The 18,565-nt window shown below is 60.9% G+C and carries 19 protein-coding genes and 1 pseudogene; 13 read left to right on the forward strand and 7 right to left on the reverse strand.

All coding sequences use genetic code 11. From position 1 onward, the window contains the following. Positions 1-470 precede the first annotated feature (470 nt). The 4 genes from NCR40_RS28335 to NCR40_RS28350 all read left to right on the forward strand — a co-directional run bounded on the left by NCR40_RS28335 (position 471) and on the right by NCR40_RS28350 (position 4,274). On the forward strand, positions 471-755 hold the full coding sequence (locus NCR40_RS28335; protein WP_250467763.1) for a hypothetical protein: 285 nt from the start codon (positions 471-473) through the stop codon (positions 753-755). A 27-nt stretch (positions 756-782) separates the two neighbouring features. Further along, a complete protein-coding gene (locus tag NCR40_RS28340) occupies positions 783-2,894 on the forward strand; it encodes a phosphocholine-specific phospholipase C (protein WP_250511409.1) in 2,112 nt (703 codons plus the stop codon). Between the two features lie 88 nt (positions 2,895-2,982). Next, on the forward strand, positions 2,983-3,795 hold the full coding sequence (locus NCR40_RS28345; protein ID WP_250511410.1) for an AraC family transcriptional regulator: 813 nt from the start codon (positions 2,983-2,985) through the stop codon (positions 3,793-3,795). 77 nt (positions 3,796-3,872) lie between these two features. Then, positions 3,873-4,274, forward strand: a complete 402-nt coding sequence (locus NCR40_RS28350) for a cupin domain-containing protein (protein ID WP_244831906.1) — start codon at positions 3,873-3,875, stop codon at positions 4,272-4,274. A gap of 12 nt (positions 4,275-4,286) precedes the next feature. Here NCR40_RS28350 and NCR40_RS28355 read toward each other — a convergent pair whose 3' ends face one another. Both NCR40_RS28355 and NCR40_RS28360 read right to left on the reverse strand, forming a co-directional pair. Continuing rightward, complete coding sequence (locus tag NCR40_RS28355) at positions 4,287-4,940, reverse strand: hypothetical protein (protein ID WP_244831905.1); 654 nt, start codon at positions 4,938-4,940, stop codon at positions 4,287-4,289. A gap of 157 nt (positions 4,941-5,097) precedes the next feature. Further along, on the reverse strand, positions 5,098-7,458 hold the full coding sequence (locus NCR40_RS28360; RefSeq protein WP_250511411.1) for a penicillin-binding protein 1A: 2,361 nt from the start codon (positions 7,456-7,458) through the stop codon (positions 5,098-5,100). Positions 7,459-7,524: 66 nt separating this feature from the next. Between NCR40_RS28360 and NCR40_RS28365 the strand changes: the two genes are divergently transcribed. The 3 genes from NCR40_RS28365 (at position 7,525) to NCR40_RS28375 (ending at position 9,904) form a co-directional block, all read left to right on the forward strand. Continuing rightward, the gene (locus NCR40_RS28365; protein WP_250511412.1) at positions 7,525-7,983 is read left to right on the forward strand and encodes a cupin domain-containing protein; all 459 of its coding nucleotides are present in this window, start codon (positions 7,525-7,527) and stop codon (positions 7,981-7,983) included. A gap of 83 nt (positions 7,984-8,066) precedes the next feature. Continuing rightward, positions 8,067-9,182: a nucleoside hydrolase gene (locus tag NCR40_RS28370; RefSeq protein WP_250511413.1), complete on the forward strand. Its 1,116-nt coding sequence runs from the start codon at positions 8,067-8,069 to the stop codon at positions 9,180-9,182. Between the two features lie 272 nt (positions 9,183-9,454). Continuing rightward, on the forward strand, positions 9,455-9,904 hold the full coding sequence (locus NCR40_RS28375) for a DUF2628 domain-containing protein (RefSeq protein ID WP_250511414.1): 450 nt from the start codon (positions 9,455-9,457) through the stop codon (positions 9,902-9,904). Positions 9,905-9,972: 68 nt separating this feature from the next. Here the strand turns inward: NCR40_RS28375 and ppnP are convergent, their stop codons facing one another. From ppnP to NCR40_RS28400, 5 genes are all read right to left on the reverse strand, one after another. Continuing rightward, positions 9,973-10,293, reverse strand: coding sequence for a pyrimidine/purine nucleoside phosphorylase (gene ppnP, locus NCR40_RS28380; protein WP_250467757.1), 321 nt, complete (start codon positions 10,291-10,293; stop codon positions 9,973-9,975). Positions 10,294-10,354: 61 nt separating this feature from the next. Then, positions 10,355-10,894, reverse strand: coding sequence for a cytochrome b (locus tag NCR40_RS28385; RefSeq protein ID WP_244831899.1), 540 nt, complete (start codon positions 10,892-10,894; stop codon positions 10,355-10,357). Further along, entirely contained in the window at positions 10,891-11,943 is a 1,053-nt protein-coding gene (locus NCR40_RS28390; RefSeq protein WP_250467756.1) for a catalase family peroxidase, read from the reverse strand. The genes NCR40_RS28385 and NCR40_RS28390 overlap by 4 nt, the downstream gene beginning before the upstream one ends. Positions 11,944-12,101: 158 nt before the next feature. Next, complete coding sequence (locus tag NCR40_RS28395; protein WP_244831898.1) at positions 12,102-12,881, reverse strand: alpha/beta hydrolase; 780 nt, start codon at positions 12,879-12,881, stop codon at positions 12,102-12,104. Between the two features lie 75 nt (positions 12,882-12,956). Next, positions 12,957-13,304 carry a DUF4148 domain-containing protein gene (locus NCR40_RS28400; protein WP_250511415.1) on the reverse strand — a complete coding sequence of 116 codons (348 nt, stop codon included), beginning with the start codon at positions 13,302-13,304 and terminating at the stop codon, positions 12,957-12,959. A 465-nt stretch (positions 13,305-13,769) separates the two neighbouring features. Between NCR40_RS28400 and NCR40_RS28405 the strand changes: the two genes are divergently transcribed. The 6 genes and pseudogenes from NCR40_RS28405 to NCR40_RS28430 all read left to right on the forward strand — a co-directional run. Continuing rightward, positions 13,770-14,156, forward strand: coding sequence for a response regulator transcription factor (locus NCR40_RS28405; protein WP_244831896.1), 387 nt, complete (start codon positions 13,770-13,772; stop codon positions 14,154-14,156). Positions 14,157-14,281: 125 nt separating this feature from the next. Continuing rightward, positions 14,282-16,111: a PAS domain-containing sensor histidine kinase gene (locus tag NCR40_RS28410; RefSeq protein ID WP_250511416.1), complete on the forward strand. Its 1,830-nt coding sequence runs from the start codon at positions 14,282-14,284 to the stop codon at positions 16,109-16,111. Next, a complete protein-coding gene (locus NCR40_RS28415; protein ID WP_309846378.1) occupies positions 16,095-16,769 on the forward strand; it encodes a response regulator transcription factor in 675 nt (224 codons plus the stop codon). Before NCR40_RS28410 ends, NCR40_RS28415 begins: the two co-directional genes overlap by 17 nt. A 163-nt stretch (positions 16,770-16,932) precedes the next feature. After that, positions 16,933-17,175, forward strand: a complete 243-nt coding sequence (locus NCR40_RS28420) for a hypothetical protein (protein WP_250511417.1) — start codon at positions 16,933-16,935, stop codon at positions 17,173-17,175. Positions 17,176-17,239: 64 nt separating this feature from the next. Continuing rightward, on the forward strand, positions 17,240-17,632 hold the full coding sequence (locus tag NCR40_RS28425) for a DUF3331 domain-containing protein (protein ID WP_250511418.1): 393 nt from the start codon (positions 17,240-17,242) through the stop codon (positions 17,630-17,632). A 745-nt stretch (positions 17,633-18,377) separates the two neighbouring features. Continuing rightward, positions 18,378-18,565 (forward strand): annotated as a pseudogene (locus NCR40_RS28430) (Crp/Fnr family transcriptional regulator); the annotation flags it as partial.

Below are 18,565 nucleotides of genomic sequence, written 5' to 3' on the forward strand. Positions count from 1 at the left end.
GAAGCGCATGTCTTCAAAGGCTCGTCGAAGGTCGTGCAAGACGGTCGAGGAGATACGCGCGAAGTCCGCCAGTCATGGCAGCCCGCCCGTGTACCGCACTGCAAACAGCAATGATGCTGTTGAAGATTTACCGATTTTTCCGCTGCTTCGGCAAGGCTTGCCGAAACTCCTGCAGCGGTCGAAAGAGTACTGCCTCCAGAACTCGATGTAAACCGATGTCACATTTTTTACGCATTATTCCGTCACCGACCAGCCATTTTTGCTTGGTCATATCATCAGTTGGAAACTGTTAAATCCGGTAATTAATAAATCGGAAAACTAATCAATTTACCAAATGGCCGAGATGTATCGACATGGTTACATTTGAGAAACTGAATGATGCGGGAAAGAATCGTCATATTGCTTACATAAGCGACCGATAAGCTTCCCGGCGCTGTGAGACCTTCACGCGCTTTGCGGGAGCCAAGATCATGTCGACTTCATCACGTCGCTACTTCAGCGTGGCGCGCTTCGCTATTTGCGCCTGCGCAATCGTTGGCCTGAGTGCCTGCGGCGATTCGAACTCGACCGACATCAAGCCGCCGGCATCCGTCTCAGCAGCCAGCAGCGAAGCGCCCACGACAAACGCAACGAGCGATCTCGAGGACTGGGCGAAACAAGCCACGTCCGGTGCTCCGGTGCAAGCCGAGCAAAGAGGTATTGCGCGGGCTTCATCGGAAGTGCTCGCAACCCCGGTGATCCATACGGTCGACTAGCATCCCTTCTACTTCCCCACTACTCAAATGACGAAGAACCGACGTGAATTTCTGCGCACGGCGATGGAGGCCGCAGGCGCAGCGGCAGCGCTCAACGTAATGCCGCTCGGCATTCGCCAGGCGCTTGCCATTCCAGCGAATCAGCGACATGGCTCGATCGAGGATATCGAGCATATCGTCGTGTTGATGCAGGAGAACCGCTCGTTCGATCATTACTTCGGAACCTTGCGCGGCGTGCGCGGATTCGGCGATAAAGCCGCCGTCACGCTGCCGAACGGCAAGCCGGTTTATCACCAGCCTATCGCGGCGGGTGCGGGCGAAGTGCTGCCGTTTCATCCGGGCCCATCGAATCTCGGCTTGCAGTTTCTGCAGGACTTGCCGCATGACTGGGTAAGCGGACAGGGCGCGTTCCATAACGGTCTTTACGATCAGTGGGTGCCGTACAAGGGCACGACGACGATGGCGCATCTGCGTCGCGACGACATTCCGTTCCACTATCAACTCGCCGACGCCTTCACGATCTGCGACGCGTATCACTGCTCGACAAATACATCCACCGATCCGAATCGCTATTACATGTGGACCGGTTATGTGGGCAACGACGGCACGGGCGGCGGGCCGGTGGTCGATAACGCAGAAGCGGGCTACGGCTGGTCCACGTTTCCCGAAGTGTTGGAACGTGCGGGCATCTCGTGGAAGGTCTATCAGGATCAGGGCACGGGACTGGATTCGAAAGGTTCGTGGGGCTGGACCGACGACGCCTATATCGGCAACTACGGCGACAACTCGCTTCTCTACTTCACGCAATATCAGAACGCGCAGCCCGGCAATCCGCTCTATGAAAAGGCGCGGCGCGGCACGAATGCCGCCGCGGGCGACGACTATTTCTCCATTCTGAAAAACGACGTGCAGAGCGGCTCGCTGCCGCAAGTCTCGTGGATCGTCGCGCCCGAAGCCTTCTCCGAGCATCCGAACTGGCCCGCGAACTATGGTGCGTGGTACATCGATCAAGTGCTGCAAGTGCTGACGTCGAATCCGGAGGTGTGGAGCAAGACGGCGCTGCTCATCAACTACGACGAGAACGATGGTTTCTTCGACCATATCGTGCCGCCGTTCCCGCCTTCATCGAACGCGAACGGTCTTTCCACTGTCGATACGAGTCTCGAGATTTTCCCCGGCAGCGCGAAGTATGCGAGCGGCCCGTATGGCCTCGGCGCACGCGTGCCGATGCTCGTCGTCTCGCCGTGGTCCAGAGGCGGCTGGGTGTGTTCGGAGACGTTCGATCACACGTCGGTGATCCGCTTCATTCAGAAGCGCTTCGGCCGCGCGCATGGACTGGCCGAGCCGAATATCTCGCCGTGGCGTCGCGCGATTTGCGGCGATCTGACCTCAGCGTTCGACTTCCGTAATCCCAACAGCAAGCTGCCGACGCTGCCTGCCACGACCTCTTACGTTCCGCCCGACAAGGCGCGTCATCCGGATTACGTGCCGCTGCCGCCCGTCGATCAGAAATTGCCCGTGCAAGAGCCCGGGGTGCGTCCGTCGCGTGCATTGCCTTACGAATTGTTCGTGCGCTCGAAGCCGGATGCATCGAAGGGCGCGGTGTCGTTCGACTTCATCAACACGGGCGATGCAGGCGCGGTCTTTTTACTGTATCGCAATGCCAGTACTGCTGTTCCGCACACTTACACGGTCGAAGCGCACAAGCGCCTGTCGGATCGTATCGATGCAAACGCGGACGGCAGCTTCGACTTCGTCGTGCATGGGCCGAACGGTTTCTTGCGCCGTGTCGCGGGCAAGGCGAAGGCGCAACATGGCGGCTGGTGGTCGCACGATGACGCCGCGCCGGAAGTCGCGGAAGGCTACGACGTCGCTAACGGCAACCTGCAATTGAGGCTGGAAAACAAGGGCTCGGGCGCGTGCACCTTCAGTATCGTGAATGCCTACGATGCCGCGAAGACCATCACCAAGCGTGTGCGAGGCGGCGACACCGCGCAGCTGTACCTCGACTTGCGCAGCGCGCACGGCTGGTACGACATCGAGGTCAAGGTGGACACGGACAGCGCCTTTCTGCGCCGTTTTGCGGGCCACGTCGAAACGGGCAAGGACAGCCTGAGCGATCCGGCACTGGGCGGCTAGTCGCGCCGACGCGCCGCGCGAACAGTCTCGCGCGGCGTTTTTCACATTCGGGCATATCATTGCGTATCGTCTCCGCGATACCGCAACCATGAACCGACGCACCGCTCCACAGAATTCCGACTGGGTCCGCCATGCCGAATCATCGGCGGGCATCGAACGGATCGAAGCCTTTTTCGGCGGCAAGGCATACGGCTGGCATCGGCACGACACCTATGCCATCGGCCGCACCATGACGGGCGTGCAGAGCTTCAATTACCGGCGCGAATTGCGTCACAGCTTGCCCGGCCAGACGATGGTGCTTCATCCCGACGAAGCACATGACGGCCACGCGGGCACGGGCGATGGCTTTCGGTATCGCATGCTCTATGTCGAACCCGCGATGATCCAGGCCGCGCTCGGCGGTCGCGCGTTGCCGTTCATCGCCGGTGGAACGACGATGGATGCGCGCGTCAGCGCCGCCACCGAAGCGCTGCTCGCACAGACGCTGCGCGAACCGCTCGCACAAAACGATGCGCTCGCCGAACTCGCATTCGCGCTGGCGCAAGCAGCGGGCGTGACCACCTCGCGCGACACGGGCGACTACGCAAGCGCCGTGCTGGCGAAAGACTTTCTGCTCGCCAATTGCGATCGTATCGTCACGATGGAGGAACTCGAACGCGCGACGGGACGCGACCGCTACAGCTTGTCGCGCGACTTCAGGCTCTTTTTCGGCACGAGCCCTTACCGCTATCTGACAATGCGCCGTCTCGATGTCGCGCGCCGTCTCGTGCTCACGGGCGCATCGTTGGCGGATGTCGCCGCGAGCGCCGGTTTCGCCGATCAGAGCCATATGACGCGGCAATTCACACGCACCTTCGGCATGCCGCCCGCGCGTTGGCGGGCCTGCGTTAGTACGCGTTAGAGCTTGCATGATCGTTCAAGACCCTTTACGTGTGACAGCGGTAGCCTTGAACGAATTCATCGTCAGGGAGCCGCATCATGCAAACACACGCAGCGACAGCCGAAGCTACACGTGGCCAGCGCGCCGCCATCGATCCATTAAAAAAAGCGCGTTTGATCGACGGCTTCTGGCAGCAACGCGTGATCGCCGAGATGAACGACTATCAGTTCAAGGTCGCGCGTCTGGAAGGCGAGTTTCTGTGGCACGCGCACGCCGATACCGACGAGACGTTCATCGTGCTGGAAGGCGAATTGCGCATCGACTTTCGCGATGGCGAGATGGTGCTGAGAGCAGGGGAGATGGGAATCGTGCCGAAGGGCGTCGAGCACAAACCCCATGCCGCGCGCGAAGTGAAGATCATGCTGATCGAGCCGCGCGGCGTCGTCAACACCGGCGACTCGCGAAACGAGCGCACGGTGCCGAACGACTTGTGGATCTGAAGCGAAAGCCGCTTAGAAGCGATACGTCACGCCGACCTTGACGATCGGATAAAAGCGCAACTTGTCGGCCTTGTCCTGCAAGTCCTGCTTTTCCTGATCGACGAAAGCCTGACCGGTGATCGCGACGACTTCGGCGGGCACGTCGTAATCGACATGCGGACGGCCAAAAGCCACGCCTGCATCGAAGAACGCGGAGAAGCCTTTCTGCGCCACCGGCGTGTGACCGAAGCCGATGCCGACATACGGGCGCACCGTCGGGAATCGCGCCTTCGCGTGGATCTGCTCGCCGGCCACGTTGTAGGTCGTGCCGTGATACGTGTAGGTGTCGGTCGGGCTCGTCGCGACGGCGTCCACGTTGTCGCCGCCGATCAGCGCGCCAGCGGTCAGGCGGAAGGCCACCGTGTTCGGTGCGGGAAAGAAGTCGAGATAAAGACCGCCGTGATAGATGTGCGCGGTGCCGTCGTAATGCAGCCCGCCCGCATTGAAGTTGTGCGAGAAGGCGATGCCGTTGAATTCGGCGCGCACGTTATCGCGCGTGCCAAGCGGTTCCGAATAGCCGATACCCACGCCTTCGGTGCCGACTTGTCCATAGATTTCGCGTGCGTGCGCGAGAGGGGCGGAAAGCGCGGCGATACCCGCCGCAAGCGCGACCAACGTTTTCATCATTGCAAGAATTCCTTGAGGATAAGACCCGAGCGCGTCTGTGCGATATGGCAAGAATTGCCGCCGGAGAGGCGGACGCCATGATTCACGCGGTCATGTCAGGAGACATCCGAGTTAACGGAGCGGTACAAGGAAACTTTAGAAAAAACGTTTGCTAACCTTATTCCTGACGTGTCGACGAGGCCGGTTCCGCAGGCGCGGGAAGTATCGGCGGCAATGTGTCGAAGACGGGCGGCTGCGCTTTTTCTTCCGTGACTTCAGCAGCGGGCGCGGTACGCGTGGCGGGTGAACGACGCGCGCGCGGTGCGTGCTGAGGCGTCTGCGCGGGTTTCGGCGCTTTCGAAAACGTCTCGGCAAACCACGTCTTCACACGCGTCGCCATGATGTCCCACATGCCCGGCACTTCCTGCGTATCGAAGCGCGCACGGGCATCGATCAGATGCGAACGCATCGCCCGTTGCGTGAAGTCGCCGATCATCGGCAATGCGCTGTGTGCGCCTTGTCCCCAGTAATCGCTACGCAAGGTCACGCGGCTGTCGTTGAAGCCGACCCAAGCGCCCGCCACGAGTTGCGGTTGCATCAGGATGAACCAGCCGTCCGCGTTGTCTTGCGTCGTGCCGGTCTTTCCCGCGACGTCGCCGCGAATGCCGAAGCGCGTGCGGATCAGCGTGCCCGTGCCGCGATTGATGACATCGCGCATGACGTCGACGAGCTTGCGCGTGGCATCGACCGACAGCGCGCGTTCCGGCTTGCTTTCGAATTGCGCGAGCACCTCGCCATCCTTGTTCTCGATGCGCGTTACGAGCAGTGGCTCCATGTAGTTGCCGTCGTTGGCGATGGTGCCGTAAGCCGCCACCATCTCCTTGAGCGTCACCGGACTCGTGCCGAGCGCAAGCGAAGGCACCACGTCGAGATGACTTTCGCGCACGCCCATGTCGCGCGCGAGTCGCGCCACGCGCGCCGGACCCACTTGCTGCATCAGTTGCGCGGTGATGCGGTTCTTCGAATACGCGATGCCGTCGCGCAGACTCACCGGCCGGCCGCTTGGCGGCGAATCGTCGGTGGGACGCCAGGTCTCCTCGCCCTTGATGGGAATCTCCACCGCCTGATCGATGATCGTATCCGTGGGCTTCGAGCCGCGCGCGAAGGCCGCGCCGTACACGAACGGCTTGAATGTCGAGCCCGGCTGACGGCGCGCCTGTTGCACATGATCGAACGGGTCTTGCGTGAAGTCGCGGCTGCCGACCCACGCCTTGATCTGCCCGTTGCGCGGATCTAGCGCTAAAAAGCCGGCCTGCACGCGCGTCTTGTTCTCGCATAACGCCTGCATGAACGTGCGATTCGCGCTAAGGCTCTTGATGACGTCGGCGTCGTTCGCGCCGCCATCGCGCGCCACGCGATACTCGCTCGTCTCGCGGATGAACGCATGTGCAAGGTCCGCGTTCGCATTCGCGCAGCCACCGCGCCCGCCCCAAGCCGCATTGGCGATGGACTGCAACTGATTGCCTTGCCACGTAAGCGATTGCGTGGCCATCGTCTGCAAACGCGAGTCGAGCGTCGTGCGCACGACGAGACCATCGGAATAGATGTTGAAGTCGTTGTCGTCGGCCCACGCGATCAGCCACTTGCGTAACTGTTGCGCGAAATGCGGCGCGCGTCCCGGCTCCTCGGTCTGACGTTCGAAGTCGATGCGCAACGGCTTCTTCTGCAACGCTTCGAGCTTCGCAGGCGCGAGATGGCCGAAGCGCACCATCTGCCCGAGCACGATATTGCGTCTGTCGAGCGCGCGTTCGGGGTTGATCACCGGGTTGTAGTAGCTGTTGCCCTTCAGCATGCCAATGAGCGTCGCGCTTTCGAGCACGTCGAGTTCGCTCGCGGATTTATCGAAGTAAGTGCGTGCGGCCATCTCGATGCCATACGCGTTATACAAGAACGGCACCGTGTTCAAATACGTTTCGAGAATCTCTTCCTTCGAATAGACCGCTTCGATCTTGAACGCGGTGATGGCCTCCTTCACTTTGCGCGTGAGCGTCTGCGAGCGGCCGATGTCATCGGGATAAAGATTGCGCGCGAGCTGCTGCGTAAGCGTGGAACCGCCTTGTTTCTGGCCTTTGAACGTATGCAGCGCGGCCGATGCCGTGCGTCGCCAGTCAATACCATGATGCTCATGAAATCGCCTGTCTTCAGTGGCGATGAGCGCGTCGACCACTTGCGGCGAGACGTCCTTGAGGCTCACCCATTCGCGATGCGTTGGCTTGAATTCGGCGAGCAGCTTGCCATCGGCGGAATAGATTTGCGCGGGTTGATCCACCTTCGCGCGGCGCAGATCGCGAATGCCGGGCGTGAAGGGAATCAGCACCAGCACATAGAGCACGAAAAGCGCGGGCAATAGCAGCAGCGTGCGCACACGCGCATGCGGGCGAAGCTCGACGGCAAGGCGAACGAGGAATGCGCGCGCCAGGGCTTTGAATTCAGAAGCGGTCACGAAGATACGGCGGGCTTGCGCGAAGAAAACGTGCATCGTAGCGTATTCTTTCTACACCCTTGCACAAGCGCTTTTTCCGCGACTTTCCAAAGGAGCCGCATCATGCCGAAAATCGATCTTGCCAATGTGCCCGAGCACCAAGGCTCCGGCTATCCACCGCCTTACGATCAGCCATGCGCCGCGCGCATCCGTCGGCGTCTTGGCGATGCTGGCGGCTTGACGGACTTCGGCGTGAATCTGATGCACTTGCCACCGGGAAGCTGGTCGAGTCAGCGTCACTGGCATTCGCACGAGGACGAGTTCGTGTATGTGCTGCAGGGCGAACTCGTGCTGATCGAAGACGAAGGCGAAACCATGTTGCGTGCGGGCGATTGCGCCGCGTTCACTAAAGGCACGGGCAACGGGCATCACATGATCAATCGGTCGCGGGAAATGGCCGTGTATCTCGAAGTCGGCTCGCGCGCGTGGCCCGATCTCACCACGTGTTCCGACATCGACATGATGAGTGCCAACGCCGATGGCCGGTTCGTGCGCAAGGACGGCTCGCCGATCGAAGCGTAGTCGTATCTGCTCAAACGGTCGTAGAATGAATCACCGTCCGCGATGACGTGATCACTCGAATATAACGATCCGGAGACAGCATCATGCGACGTTGCACTGCAGCAGGCTTGACCCTTTCCCTTTGTGTCGTCGCGGTGCTTGCCGCTTGCGGCGGCTCATCCGACGACCACAACGCATACACGAACGCGCCGAAGATCGTGATCGACTCCGACTTCAACACGATGGGCGACGACGGCCAGCTCTTCGCCATGACCACGCAGTTGATGGGACAGGGCAAGGTGAATCTGCTCGGCCTGTGCGTGGTGACGGGCAACGACTGGTTGCTGCAAGAAGAAGCCGATGCGTTGAAGGCCGTCGAACGCATGGGCGTGCAGAACAAGGTCGGCGTGTACGGTGGCGCGGATTATCCGCTGCAATACGATGTGACGAGCATCCGCGCGCAGCAGGCCGCGAATCCGAACGGATACTTCGGCGCGTGGTCGCGTCCCGAGCCGACTTCGCAAGCGCAGCTCACCGCGCCGCCGGACGGCTTCGCAACCTCGACCAAGCTACAGACGCAAGCCGCCGCCGACTTTCTCATCGACACGATCAAACGTTATCCGCATGAAGTGACGATTCTCGAAGTCGGGCCGCCCACCAATCTCGCGACGGCGGTGCAGAAGGCGCCGGAGATCGTGCCGCTCATCAAGCAGATCGTCTACATGGGCGGCGCGATGAACGTGCCGGGCAACGCCAATGCAGTCGGCGAGCTCAACTGGTGGTTCGATCCGCTCGCGGTGCGCACGCTCTTGCAGACGTCGATTCCGCAAACCGTCATTCCGCTCGATGTGACCAACACCGTGCCGTTGACCGAGAGCATCTACAACCAGATCGTCAACCCGCCAACCGGGCAGACGGCCGTGACGAAGGCGTATGCAACCGTGAATGCGGGTGCGTTCGCATCGAGCACGGATCTCTACGACACGCTGACCATCGCTTACTTCAGCGATCCAACTTACGCGACGCAGACTCAGAGCGCGTACCTGGATATCGACACGACGCCCGGCGAGGACCAGGGCCATGTGCGGGTGTATCCGGACACGCCTGCTGCGGGGGCATCGCCGCAAAAGATCACGTATGTCACGAAGTTCGATAATGATCGATTCTTCAAGCTGTACGTGGACTTGCTGACGAGGCCGGTGCCCGTGGTGTTTCAGTGAGCGGTCTGGCTTCGAAGCTCGCCTGAACACGGCGACAAGCAAGCGCAAATTTTTGTAAGGCTCGCGCGTCCTGACTTTTCAAGTGCGGGTCGCGCGTGTATTGTCTGCTGCCCGAATTAAACGCGTTCTAAACGTCGTTCGCATTCGGTAATTCGAGTCCGCTTCCATGCGGACAGATGCAACAGCAACTAAAGCAAGACATGGAATTCGATAACAACGAAGGCATCAAGGGAACGGTTACGACTGCGGCAGCGGCTGGCTTGGATAAGGATATGGCCGCTTTTGTCGGAAAGAACGTGGAGTATTACGCGGGGAAGTGGTCAGCCAAGGACAAGAATGGAAACATTAAGCCGACGTGGAATGTCGCGGCGTTCTTTGGCGGTCCCGTATGGTTTGCGTATCGCAAGATGTACTGGCAGGCGGTCGCGGTCTTCGTTGGCGGCACGTTGCTGAACCTGCTGCTCGGCTTGATGAGCGATTCGCTTGGCGAGGTGTCGAGTTACGCATTGATGTTCGCGTGGGCTTTTTCAGGCAACTTGATTTATCGCGCGCATGTCGAGAAAGCAGTCGAACGGATCAAGGCTGAGGTGTTGCTGCCGGGCGAGCGCGCAGAGCAACTGAAGCTGCGCGGCGGAACGAGCGCGATGGCCGGCTGGATAGCGTCGGCAGTCTCTCTCGCGATTCTCATCTTCAGCGTCTGGTCGATGATCGGTGCTGTCTGACCGTAGGCGCCGAGAAAAACGGCCAATCATGCCGGATCAGCCGCTTCGCCCCTAGCCTCTAAACCAGGTCAAAGATAACTGCAAACATAATCCAGCGTCTCGACCACTTCTATATCGAAGCGGCTCTTCCCCGGCACCGAGAAAGACTCGCCGGCGCCGTAGGTTTTCCATTCATCGCTACCTTGAAGACGGATACGGCATTGGCCCGCCTGCACTTCCATCAGTTCCGGCGCATCGGTGCCGAAGTCGAGCGTGCCGGGCAGAATCACGCCAAGCGTCTTCTTCGAGCCGTCGGCGAAAAGCACCGTATGCGAGACGCACTTGCCATCGAAATAAACGTTCGCGCGCTTGATGACGGAAACCTGATCGAATTGCGATGCTGCGCTCATGGCGATGAATCCTCGAATGATGGTGGTCCGCCATCATACAGAAGCGCCGCCTGTGTACGCGTCAGCGATCGCTCCACGGCGCCATTGCCTGAAACACGCCGTCGCGCCGGACGAGCGCATGAAACAGCGCCGCCGCGAGATGCACGACGATCAGCGCGAAGAAGCAAAGCGCCAGGTACTTGTGCGCGTCCCAAAGCAGCGAATGCAGCGAGTTGCTATGCGGAAGAATGGAGGGCAATCGCACGCCGAACACCACGACCGGATAATCCGCCGCCGACAACATGCCATAGCCGATGAGCGGCAAGCCGATCATCAGCGCATAAAACGCGAGATGCGAGAGGTGGGCGGCGAGCTTCATCGGCTCCGGCATATTGGCGGGCAACGGTGGCGCGCCGCGCACGAGCCGCACGACCAGCCGGATCAGTGCGAGCACGAGAATCGTCACGCCGAGCGGCTTGTGGATCGACACCAGCGTGAGATAGTCGGGCCGCACGGTGGACACCATGCCGACGCCGATGAACAGCATTGCCAGAATGCAAATCGCCATGAGCCAGTGCAGCGCGCGTTGCAGGGGCGAGAAGCGTGTGTGGATCGTGCTCATTGATTCGCTCCTTGCGCCGGTTGATGCGGATAGTCCTTGTCCTCGGCGGTCCTCCGGTTGAACGACACCGAATAGGCAGCCGAACGCGCGGCAGGGAACGGATCGTCGGAAACGTGCATGCCGGGCGGAAGCACCACCGGATCGAAATTCAGATCGCGGCATGGGCCATCCGGCTCGGCCTCGATCGCGGTGACGACCAGCGTGCCCGCTTCGACCTTCTGGCGATCGTCCGGCCACGCCTTGCTCGGGTCCGCCGTGGGGTCGCCGGGATTGGCCACCGTCACGACCATGGTCCAGCGTTGCGGCCCGCTCTGCACGCGCTGCGTGATATCGGCATCGAGAAAGTTCGCGCCTTTCTGCTTCAGCTGATCGCCCGTCAAGGTCTCGGGCTTGGCCACCGGCACGAACGACCAGCGCACGACGCGGTCTTGCCCGGAGGCGTCCGTGAAGACGAAGCTATTGAGGCTGTTGTACTGATCGTCCGCGAAGGAGCCGGTGAACGGCGCGCTCGACGCCCATTTGCCGAATGCGCCGATCTCCGGATGCGCGGCGGCGAACTGCTTCATCGCGTCGGGATCGTCCTTGCGGGCGGATGCGCGCTGCAGTTCATAGAACGCTTCCGGCGTGGCGACGGGGAAGAAGGGCGCGTCGATCATCGCGGAGCGCCACTCGCTGTGGTCCGGCATGACGATTCGCAAGCTCAGTCCGCGCACGCGCGCCGATGAATCGGCGGTCTTCGGGTCGGGCGTCGCAAGGTTGAATCGGCCGGTCACGGGGTAATTGCCAGGCGCGAAAAGCTGCGCCTTGGATAGCGAAGCCGCGCCGCCATTCGACTCGAAGTTGCCCGTGAAGCAGACGCCCTTCGCATGGTTGCGTCTGAAGCCGAGCGCGGGTCCGCCCGGTGGCGCGAGGCTATTGACGATCTTCGCAGGCGTGAGTCGCGTAGGCGACAGCCAGCCGGCGGTGTACGCGAACGCGGCGACCACGACGGCCACGACGATAGCGATAAGAATGAGCGGGCGTATTGGGGATGCGGGTTGTTCAGCCATCGGATTCTCTCGATCGGTGGTTTGGCTGGCCCCTAATTTAACAGCAGAAGAAAAACCGCGCCTGAATCCTGCACAGTCGCGGCTCGTACGCCATGCAAAAGACATCGGCACCTTTGAAGTGTCGATGTCTCGTCTATCCAAGGTCGCGTTATTGCAGGTTATTGCGCGTGCTTCGCGGCGTCCTCGATCACTGCGGCCACCTTAACCGGCTGCGATTCGTACACCGAGTGGCTCGCGCCCGGAATCACGGTCATGTGGCTATGCGCGCGCTCGTAGTACCAGCGCTCCAGATCCGGATTGATGATCTTGTCCGCGCCCGCGACGATGCCCCAGCTCGGCTTCGTGGTCCACGCAGCGGACGTGAGCGGCTCCGAGAAGACTTTCGCTGCGGTCAGCATTTGCGAATGCGCTTCGAAGGTCGCTTCCTTTGAAGAAAGATCGGCGGCAAAGTCCTTGGGAAACGCGGAAGGATTCAGGAACGTATAACCGTCGCTCGTCTTCTCGATCGCGCCGGCCTGCTTCGAGGTGAAGCTCGGCTTGCCCTTGCCGAGCGTGCTTTCGTCCTCGCCGACATTTGGCGCATGCGCGGCCACGTACACGAGTCCGACCACATCCGGATGCTCGCCTGCCTCGGTGATCACCGAACCGCCATAACTGTGTCCGACGAGGATCGTCGGTCCGTGCTGCAAGTCGAGCACGCGCTTGGTGGCGGCGACGTCGTCATCGAGCGAAGTCAGCGGCTCCTGCACGATGCTGACGTGGTAGCCGTCCTTCTTCAGAATGTCGTAGACCGGTTGCCAGCCGGAACCGTCGACCCAGGCGCCGTGCACGAGCACGATGTTCTTCACGGGCTTTTCGCCTTGCGCCATGACGGGCGCCGAGGTGAGAAAAGCGGCGGATACCGCGAACATCGCGGCAGAGAGCAACAGGTTTTTCATGTGGAACTCCGAGTGGCATTCAGTACGCGTGTGCGGTCCGGCATGCCGCAGTGACCGGCGCCGGACCGCTTGGCTTTAGCTGCCGAAATACGGCACGCAGTAGTCCGCGGGGCCGACGCAGTTTCTGGAAGCGGCGGACACCTTCGAGCCGCTGGCGGACGCACCGGTCAATGCCGCGCCGCCTACATCGCTCGTGCCGTGCGTGGCCGCGTAGCTCGCCGCGACCTTGGCTTCGGCTGCCTGGATGTCTGCGGGGTAGGTTGCGTCGTCGTTCACTGCGGGCTTGTACCCGGCCTTCTCCAGGCGCACGAGATCGGCGCGCACTTCGGCGCGCGTCACCGGCTGATTCGACTGCGCATACGACATGGCGGGAGCGGCAACGGCGCTGACTGCGAAAGCGAGACTGACGAGAAACTTGCTCATTGTGATACTCCTTTAAAGGCTCGGCGTTTCCGTGTGGAGCCGAATGACGTAATGGACAGATGGCATTACTTAGGAAGCCGATTCACTGGCTTCGCATACGTTGAGGTCGTCTGCTTGAGCGGTGAGGCTTTCGTTGCTGCGACCTTGGAGTAACTTTATGTCCGGATGCGCGGTGAGCCTATCCCTACGTGCGTTCGCTCATGCGGCCGTTAGAGATGACGCGCCTAAACCTTTGCATGAGTAGTCGGCACGGCGTCGTTGCCTGCGCCGAATGGTTAGGCCGCGCGTATGAAGCGGTATGAGACGCAAGGTTAAACGGCTCATACGAAGGTATTAGACTGGCTTCGTCTCATACATAAATATGATTCTCACGTCCGATGCTTTTACTTAACATGGCATCACGGTCGACGGCCCGCCGCCTGGTTTATCGCCGCCACCGCACACTAGGCCCGAGGACTTTGTTGCGTGTTCAATAACCCAGTCGTTTCGATCATCGACGATGACGAATCCGTCCGCATCGCGACCTCAAGCCTGGTTCGCTCGCTTGGCTGGGAGGTTCGGCTCTACGACTCCGGCGAAGCGTTCCTGAATTCGGGTTCGATCGCGGATGTCGCGTGTATCATTTCGGATGTCCAGATGCCAGGCATCTCGGGCGTGGAGATGTACCGCAGACTCGTCGATCGCGGCGTCGCGCCACCTATCATCTTCATCTCCGCGTTCGCTTCGGACGCCATGCGCAAACAGGCGCTGGACGTCGGCGCGCTGTGCGTGCTCGGCAAGCCTGTCGACGGCGCACAGGTAATGCACTGTCTCGACGACATCCGGGCCAGCGGCGCTGGCGCTCATCCTTGAAGTGGCCCGCTTTCCGGGCTCAGGCTCTCTCGTCCTATGAAAGATCCGCGCAATGTGAATCTGGGCAGTCCGTTACTCGGGCCATCGGGCGTGAATGAGCGGCCGCTTTCCGCAATGAGGCCGCGATGAAGCTCGATCAGGCAGCCGAGCAGTCTTTCCTCGGCAATCCCACCACCCTCAAGGCGATGGCCACGGTAGTCGGCCTCGCGGTGTTTCTCATCGACGCATTCACGCCGCTCGATATCGCCATTGCCGTGCTGTATGTCGTAGTGGTGCTGCTCGTGGCTTCGGTCGCATCGCGGCCTGTCACGATTGCAGTCGCGTGGGCCTGCGTCGCGGCGACGGTGCTCGGCTTCATGCTCTCGCACAACGCGCAGGACCCAGGCAGTTCCATCGCGCGTTGCGGTGTGAGTCTCATCGCCATTCTGACCGTGTCGTTTCTCGCGCTGCGCAATCAGACGAGCACCGCCACCTTGCGCAAGCAGGTCGAACTGCTCAATCTCACGCACGACGCGGTCGTCGTGTACGACATGGACGACCGCATCACGTTCTGGAATCAGGGCGCGGAACGGCTGTACGGATGGACTTCCGAGCAGGCTATCGGCCAGCCCATTCACGGACTCACGCAGACGGATGCGGCCATGCCCGTGGACGACATTCGCCGCGAAACGCTTACGCGTGGGAGCTGGCAAGGTGAACTCAAGCGCGTGAAGAAGAGCGGCGAGACGGTGGTCGTGTCGAGCCGCTGGACGCTTTCGCGCGACAAATGGGGCAAGCCGCTCGCCATTCTCGCGACGAACAACGACATCACCGACGCCAAGCGCATGGAAGGCGAGCTGTTGCGCCAGAAGAACGAACTGCGCGCGACCATCGACGCCATTCCCGGCATGGTGTGGAGTTCATCGAACGATGGCCGCCTCATTTATCTCAACCGCCGCTGGAACGAGTACGGCGTGAAGCTCGCGGACGACGGCCACGACATCTGGCAGGAGATCGTGCATGCGGAAGACTTCGCCGCGTTGCAGGCCGCGTGGCGCGAAGCGCTCGCCACCAGCAGCGGCTTCGAAGTGACGGCGCGCATCCGGCGCGGCGACGGCGTGTTTCGCTGGATGCACATCGGTGCCGCGCCGCTGCGCGATTCCGAAGGCAATCTCGTGCGCTGGTATGGCGTGAACACCGACATCGAGGAACGCAAGCGCGCGGAACAGGCGCTCGACCGCTCGCGCTCGGAACTCGCGCATGTCACGCGCGTGACGACGCTCGGTGAGATGGCCGCGTCGATTGCGCACGAAGTCACGCAGCCGCTCGCCGCCATCGTAACCGCGGGCGACGCCGCGTTGCGCTGGCTCAACCGTCAGCCGCCGAATGTACACGAGGCGGTGCAGTCGATCAGTCAGATGACGAGCGACGCCAAGCGCGCGACGGACATCATTCGCCAGATTCGTTCCATGGCGCAAAAGCGCGATCCGCAACCCGCGCTGGTCGATCTGAATATGATCGTGAGAGAATCGGTCGAACTCGTGCGGCGCGAATTGCAAAGCCAGCGCGTCGAGCTTTCCGCTGCGTTTGCCGAGCCCGCGCCAGTGGTTTGCGGCGACCGCGTGCAGCTTCAGCAAGTCGTCATCAATCTGCTGATGAACGGCGTGCAGGCCATGTCCGGCGTGAGCGGACGCAAGCGCCTCATGCGCGTCACCACCCGGCTCGCGGACGAGCGTCACGCGCAGCTTTCGGTCGAAGATTCGGGCATTGGCATCAGCGAGAAAGATGCGGGCTCGCTCTTCAACCCGTTTTTCACCACCAAGAAAGATGGCATGGGCATGGGGCTGTCGATCTGCCGATCCATCGTCGAGGCACACGGCGGCCGCATCTGGGCCGAATCGCAGGAAGGTCAGGGCGCGTCGATGCAGTTCGTCTTGCCGCTCGAAGAGGAGACATGCAGTGAGCCACGAAACTGAGGAAGGCGCGAGCCAGTCGATCGCCTACGTGGTCGACGACGACGACTCCATGCGCACCGCGCTCACCATGCTGCTGCGCTCGGTCGGCCTGCAGGTGCAGGCGTTCGCGTCCGCGCAGGAGTTCATGGCCTTCGACATGCCGGACGTTCCGAGCTGCCTCATTCTCGACGTGCGCCTCAAAGGACAGAGCGGGCTTGCCGTGCAGGAGCAGATTGCGGCGGGCGACCTGTCCGTGCCGATCATCTTCATCACGGCGCACGGCGATATCGCCATGTCGGTGAAGGCGATGAAAGGCGGCGCCATCGACTTTCTCGCCAAGCCGTTCCGCGACCAGGACATGCTCGACGCCGTGGCGAACGCGCTCGCGAAAGACGAAGTGCGGCGCAACGAAGACCGCTCCGTGGCGGACTTGCGCCGCTGCTACGCTCGCCTTACGCCGCGTGAACGCGAGGTGATGGCATTCGTCGCGAGTGGTCTGATGAACAAGCAGATCGCCGCCGAGATGAACCTGAGCGAGATCACGGTGAAGATTCATCGCGGTGCGGCGATGAAGAAGATGGAGTCGCGCTCGCTCGCCGACTTCGTGCTCAAGGCCGAAGCGCTCGGCGTGAAGCCATCCGCGTCCGCGACCACGCCGTCGCGCGTGCAGCGCACCTGAGCATCAACCACACTAAACCTTGATATAGGTTGTCCAAACCTTTCAGCGACGCCGGCAACCCAAGGTACGGCTAGTCGCAGCGGGTCCGTTTGATTAACTTTGATGCATGGGTTCCGGTCTTCCGACTGAGCCGGCAAGCCTCAAGGAAACGAACGGATTCGCCATGATTCTCTTCCAGCAAACTTCAGGCAGCGGCGATGCGCGTCACCGCATCGCGAAGCGCGCACGTCATTCGGTGCGGTGCATCGAACAGGCGCGAGAACTGCTCTTGTTATCGCAGCACATTATCGATATCGCGCTTTCGTGCGGTATTCGTTTTCAGCCTCGTCACACCTCGGCATTCAAGCGAACGAACGGTCAGCGCCACGTCATCAGCGGGCGCGTGAAGACGCGCGCTCTGGTCTGACGTTTCATACGCCATTTGCAAATTCTTAATCGAGCAGGTTCATCCATTTTTGAGGAGTCAGACCATGCAGGCAAGCGCGAAGATCATGGACCCGTGGGCACGGACCATTTTCATGCTGGGCGTGAAGACAGAAGACGCGAGTTTGAGCAGCATCTTGAAGAAGCCGCCCGAGCGTCTGACCAAAAGCGATCTGCTGGAGAAGCGCGGGTTGTCGATCAGCCTGATCGAACGTCCTTCGTCGACGACGGCGATCATCGCGTGGCGCGATTCCACGCACTGCTGTTATGGCGATCAGATGTGGCGCGTCTCGCATGCACGCACTACCGGCGTCTGCGCAATGAGCGGCCAGCCGGTATTGATCGGCGACGCGGTTTATCGGCCGAGTCGGCGCACCGCGCCACGCAACGCCTACGCGATGATCCTGGCATCGGTTCTCGAAGGCGAACTGGTGGCGTGAGCAACATGAACGCGCGATGCCGATTGGACCTTCGCGCTTCGACAAAACCTTGCTCTCCTCAAAGTGGTTCAGTCTTGAACACTTTTTGCCGATATTGCGGAAGAGCCGCAGCGCTCTTGTGCGCGATGCAACACTTTCAGCAATTTCGCTTGCGGGCCGCCTGGCATCGTTCACAACCCGCCAGGCAAACGGTCGAAGTCGCGCCGAGCGTGCCTCACCGGGCTACTGGCCACATTCTTGCTCGTGCTCCGCGACTCGCGCCTTCGCGGAATGAACAGGTTTGCAACATTTTTGGCCGTTCCCGCTGACGCGTGCTTCCAGGCACGTTTGCATCGCGCGCAATCTACGTTTGATAAGGTGAAACGCGCCGGAAACCTAAGCCCGGCAAGGCATCCCACAGACGAAAGCCGTTTCGGCCGGTCGTGCCCCGCCATTTGCGCCCCTTCAGCAAATGTTCAGAATTGAATCAAAAATGCATCGCGCGCTTGGCCGCCGGCCGCGCATCTTCCGTGCATCGCCGTCTATGCCTTATCGGACATAGATCGGACACTTCCTGGCACGTCTCTCGCTTATGTACGACAAAGCACGAACATCACTGTAGCCGATGACGGCACGAAGCGGCGATGCAAGGCTCACGGGGCTGGCCCCACATGTTTCGATGTACGCCACCAGATGCGCTCACGAAACCTGCGAGCGGACCAGATAAAAGTACGGCGCGAAAGCGCTCTTATAAAGCGAATAAAAAATGTTGACCCTTCAATCCGATCTGCATGGCAACCATCTGCTGGCCGCACTTCCGACTCAGGAATGGCAGGCTCTTGCTCCCCATCTGGAACTCGTCCAGTTGCGCACGGAGCAGTTGCTTTGCGATTCCGGACAACGCATTCACCACGTGTACTTCCCGACCACGGCTATCGTCTCGCTTCTGCATAC

This window comes from Caballeronia sp. GACF4, from assembly GCF_023631025.1.
Lineage (GTDB): Bacteria > Pseudomonadota > Gammaproteobacteria > Burkholderiales > Burkholderiaceae > Caballeronia.

Coding starts and splice junctions, on each gene's coding strand:
- NCR40_RS28375 (WP_250511414.1), top strand. CDS start 9,455: ATGGCCGCTTTTGTCGGAAAGAACGTGGAGTATTACGCGGGGAAGTGG.
- NCR40_RS28390 (WP_250467756.1), bottom strand. CDS start 11,943: ATGGCTGAACAACCCGCATCCCCAATACGCCCGCTCATTCTTATCGCT.
- NCR40_RS28425 (WP_250511418.1), top strand. CDS start 17,240: ATGCAGGCAAGCGCGAAGATCATGGACCCGTGGGCACGGACCATTTTC.
- NCR40_RS28360 (WP_250511411.1), bottom strand. CDS start 7,458: ATGCACGTTTTCTTCGCGCAAGCCCGCCGTATCTTCGTGACCGCTTCT.
- NCR40_RS28370 (WP_250511413.1), top strand. CDS start 8,067: ATGCGACGTTGCACTGCAGCAGGCTTGACCCTTTCCCTTTGTGTCGTC.
- NCR40_RS28400 (WP_250511415.1), bottom strand. CDS start 13,304: ATGAGCAAGTTTCTCGTCAGTCTCGCTTTCGCAGTCAGCGCCGTTGCC.
- NCR40_RS28410 (WP_250511416.1), top strand. CDS start 14,282: ATGAAGCTCGATCAGGCAGCCGAGCAGTCTTTCCTCGGCAATCCCACC.
- NCR40_RS28355 (WP_244831905.1), bottom strand. CDS start 4,940: ATGATGAAAACGTTGGTCGCGCTTGCGGCGGGTATCGCCGCGCTTTCC.
- NCR40_RS28420 (WP_250511417.1), top strand. CDS start 16,933: ATGATTCTCTTCCAGCAAACTTCAGGCAGCGGCGATGCGCGTCACCGC.
- NCR40_RS28365 (WP_250511412.1), top strand. CDS start 7,525: ATGCCGAAAATCGATCTTGCCAATGTGCCCGAGCACCAAGGCTCCGGC.
- NCR40_RS28395 (WP_244831898.1), bottom strand. CDS start 12,881: ATGAAAAACCTGTTGCTCTCTGCCGCGATGTTCGCGGTATCCGCCGCT.
- ppnP (WP_250467757.1), bottom strand. CDS start 10,293: ATGAGCGCAGCATCGCAATTCGATCAGGTTTCCGTCATCAAGCGCGCG.
- NCR40_RS28345 (WP_250511410.1), top strand. CDS start 2,983: ATGAACCGACGCACCGCTCCACAGAATTCCGACTGGGTCCGCCATGCC.
- NCR40_RS28350 (WP_244831906.1), top strand. CDS start 3,873: ATGCAAACACACGCAGCGACAGCCGAAGCTACACGTGGCCAGCGCGCC.
- NCR40_RS28385 (WP_244831899.1), bottom strand. CDS start 10,894: ATGAGCACGATCCACACACGCTTCTCGCCCCTGCAACGCGCGCTGCAC.
- NCR40_RS28335 (WP_250467763.1), top strand. CDS start 471: ATGTCGACTTCATCACGTCGCTACTTCAGCGTGGCGCGCTTCGCTATT.
- NCR40_RS28340 (WP_250511409.1), top strand. CDS start 783: ATGACGAAGAACCGACGTGAATTTCTGCGCACGGCGATGGAGGCCGCA.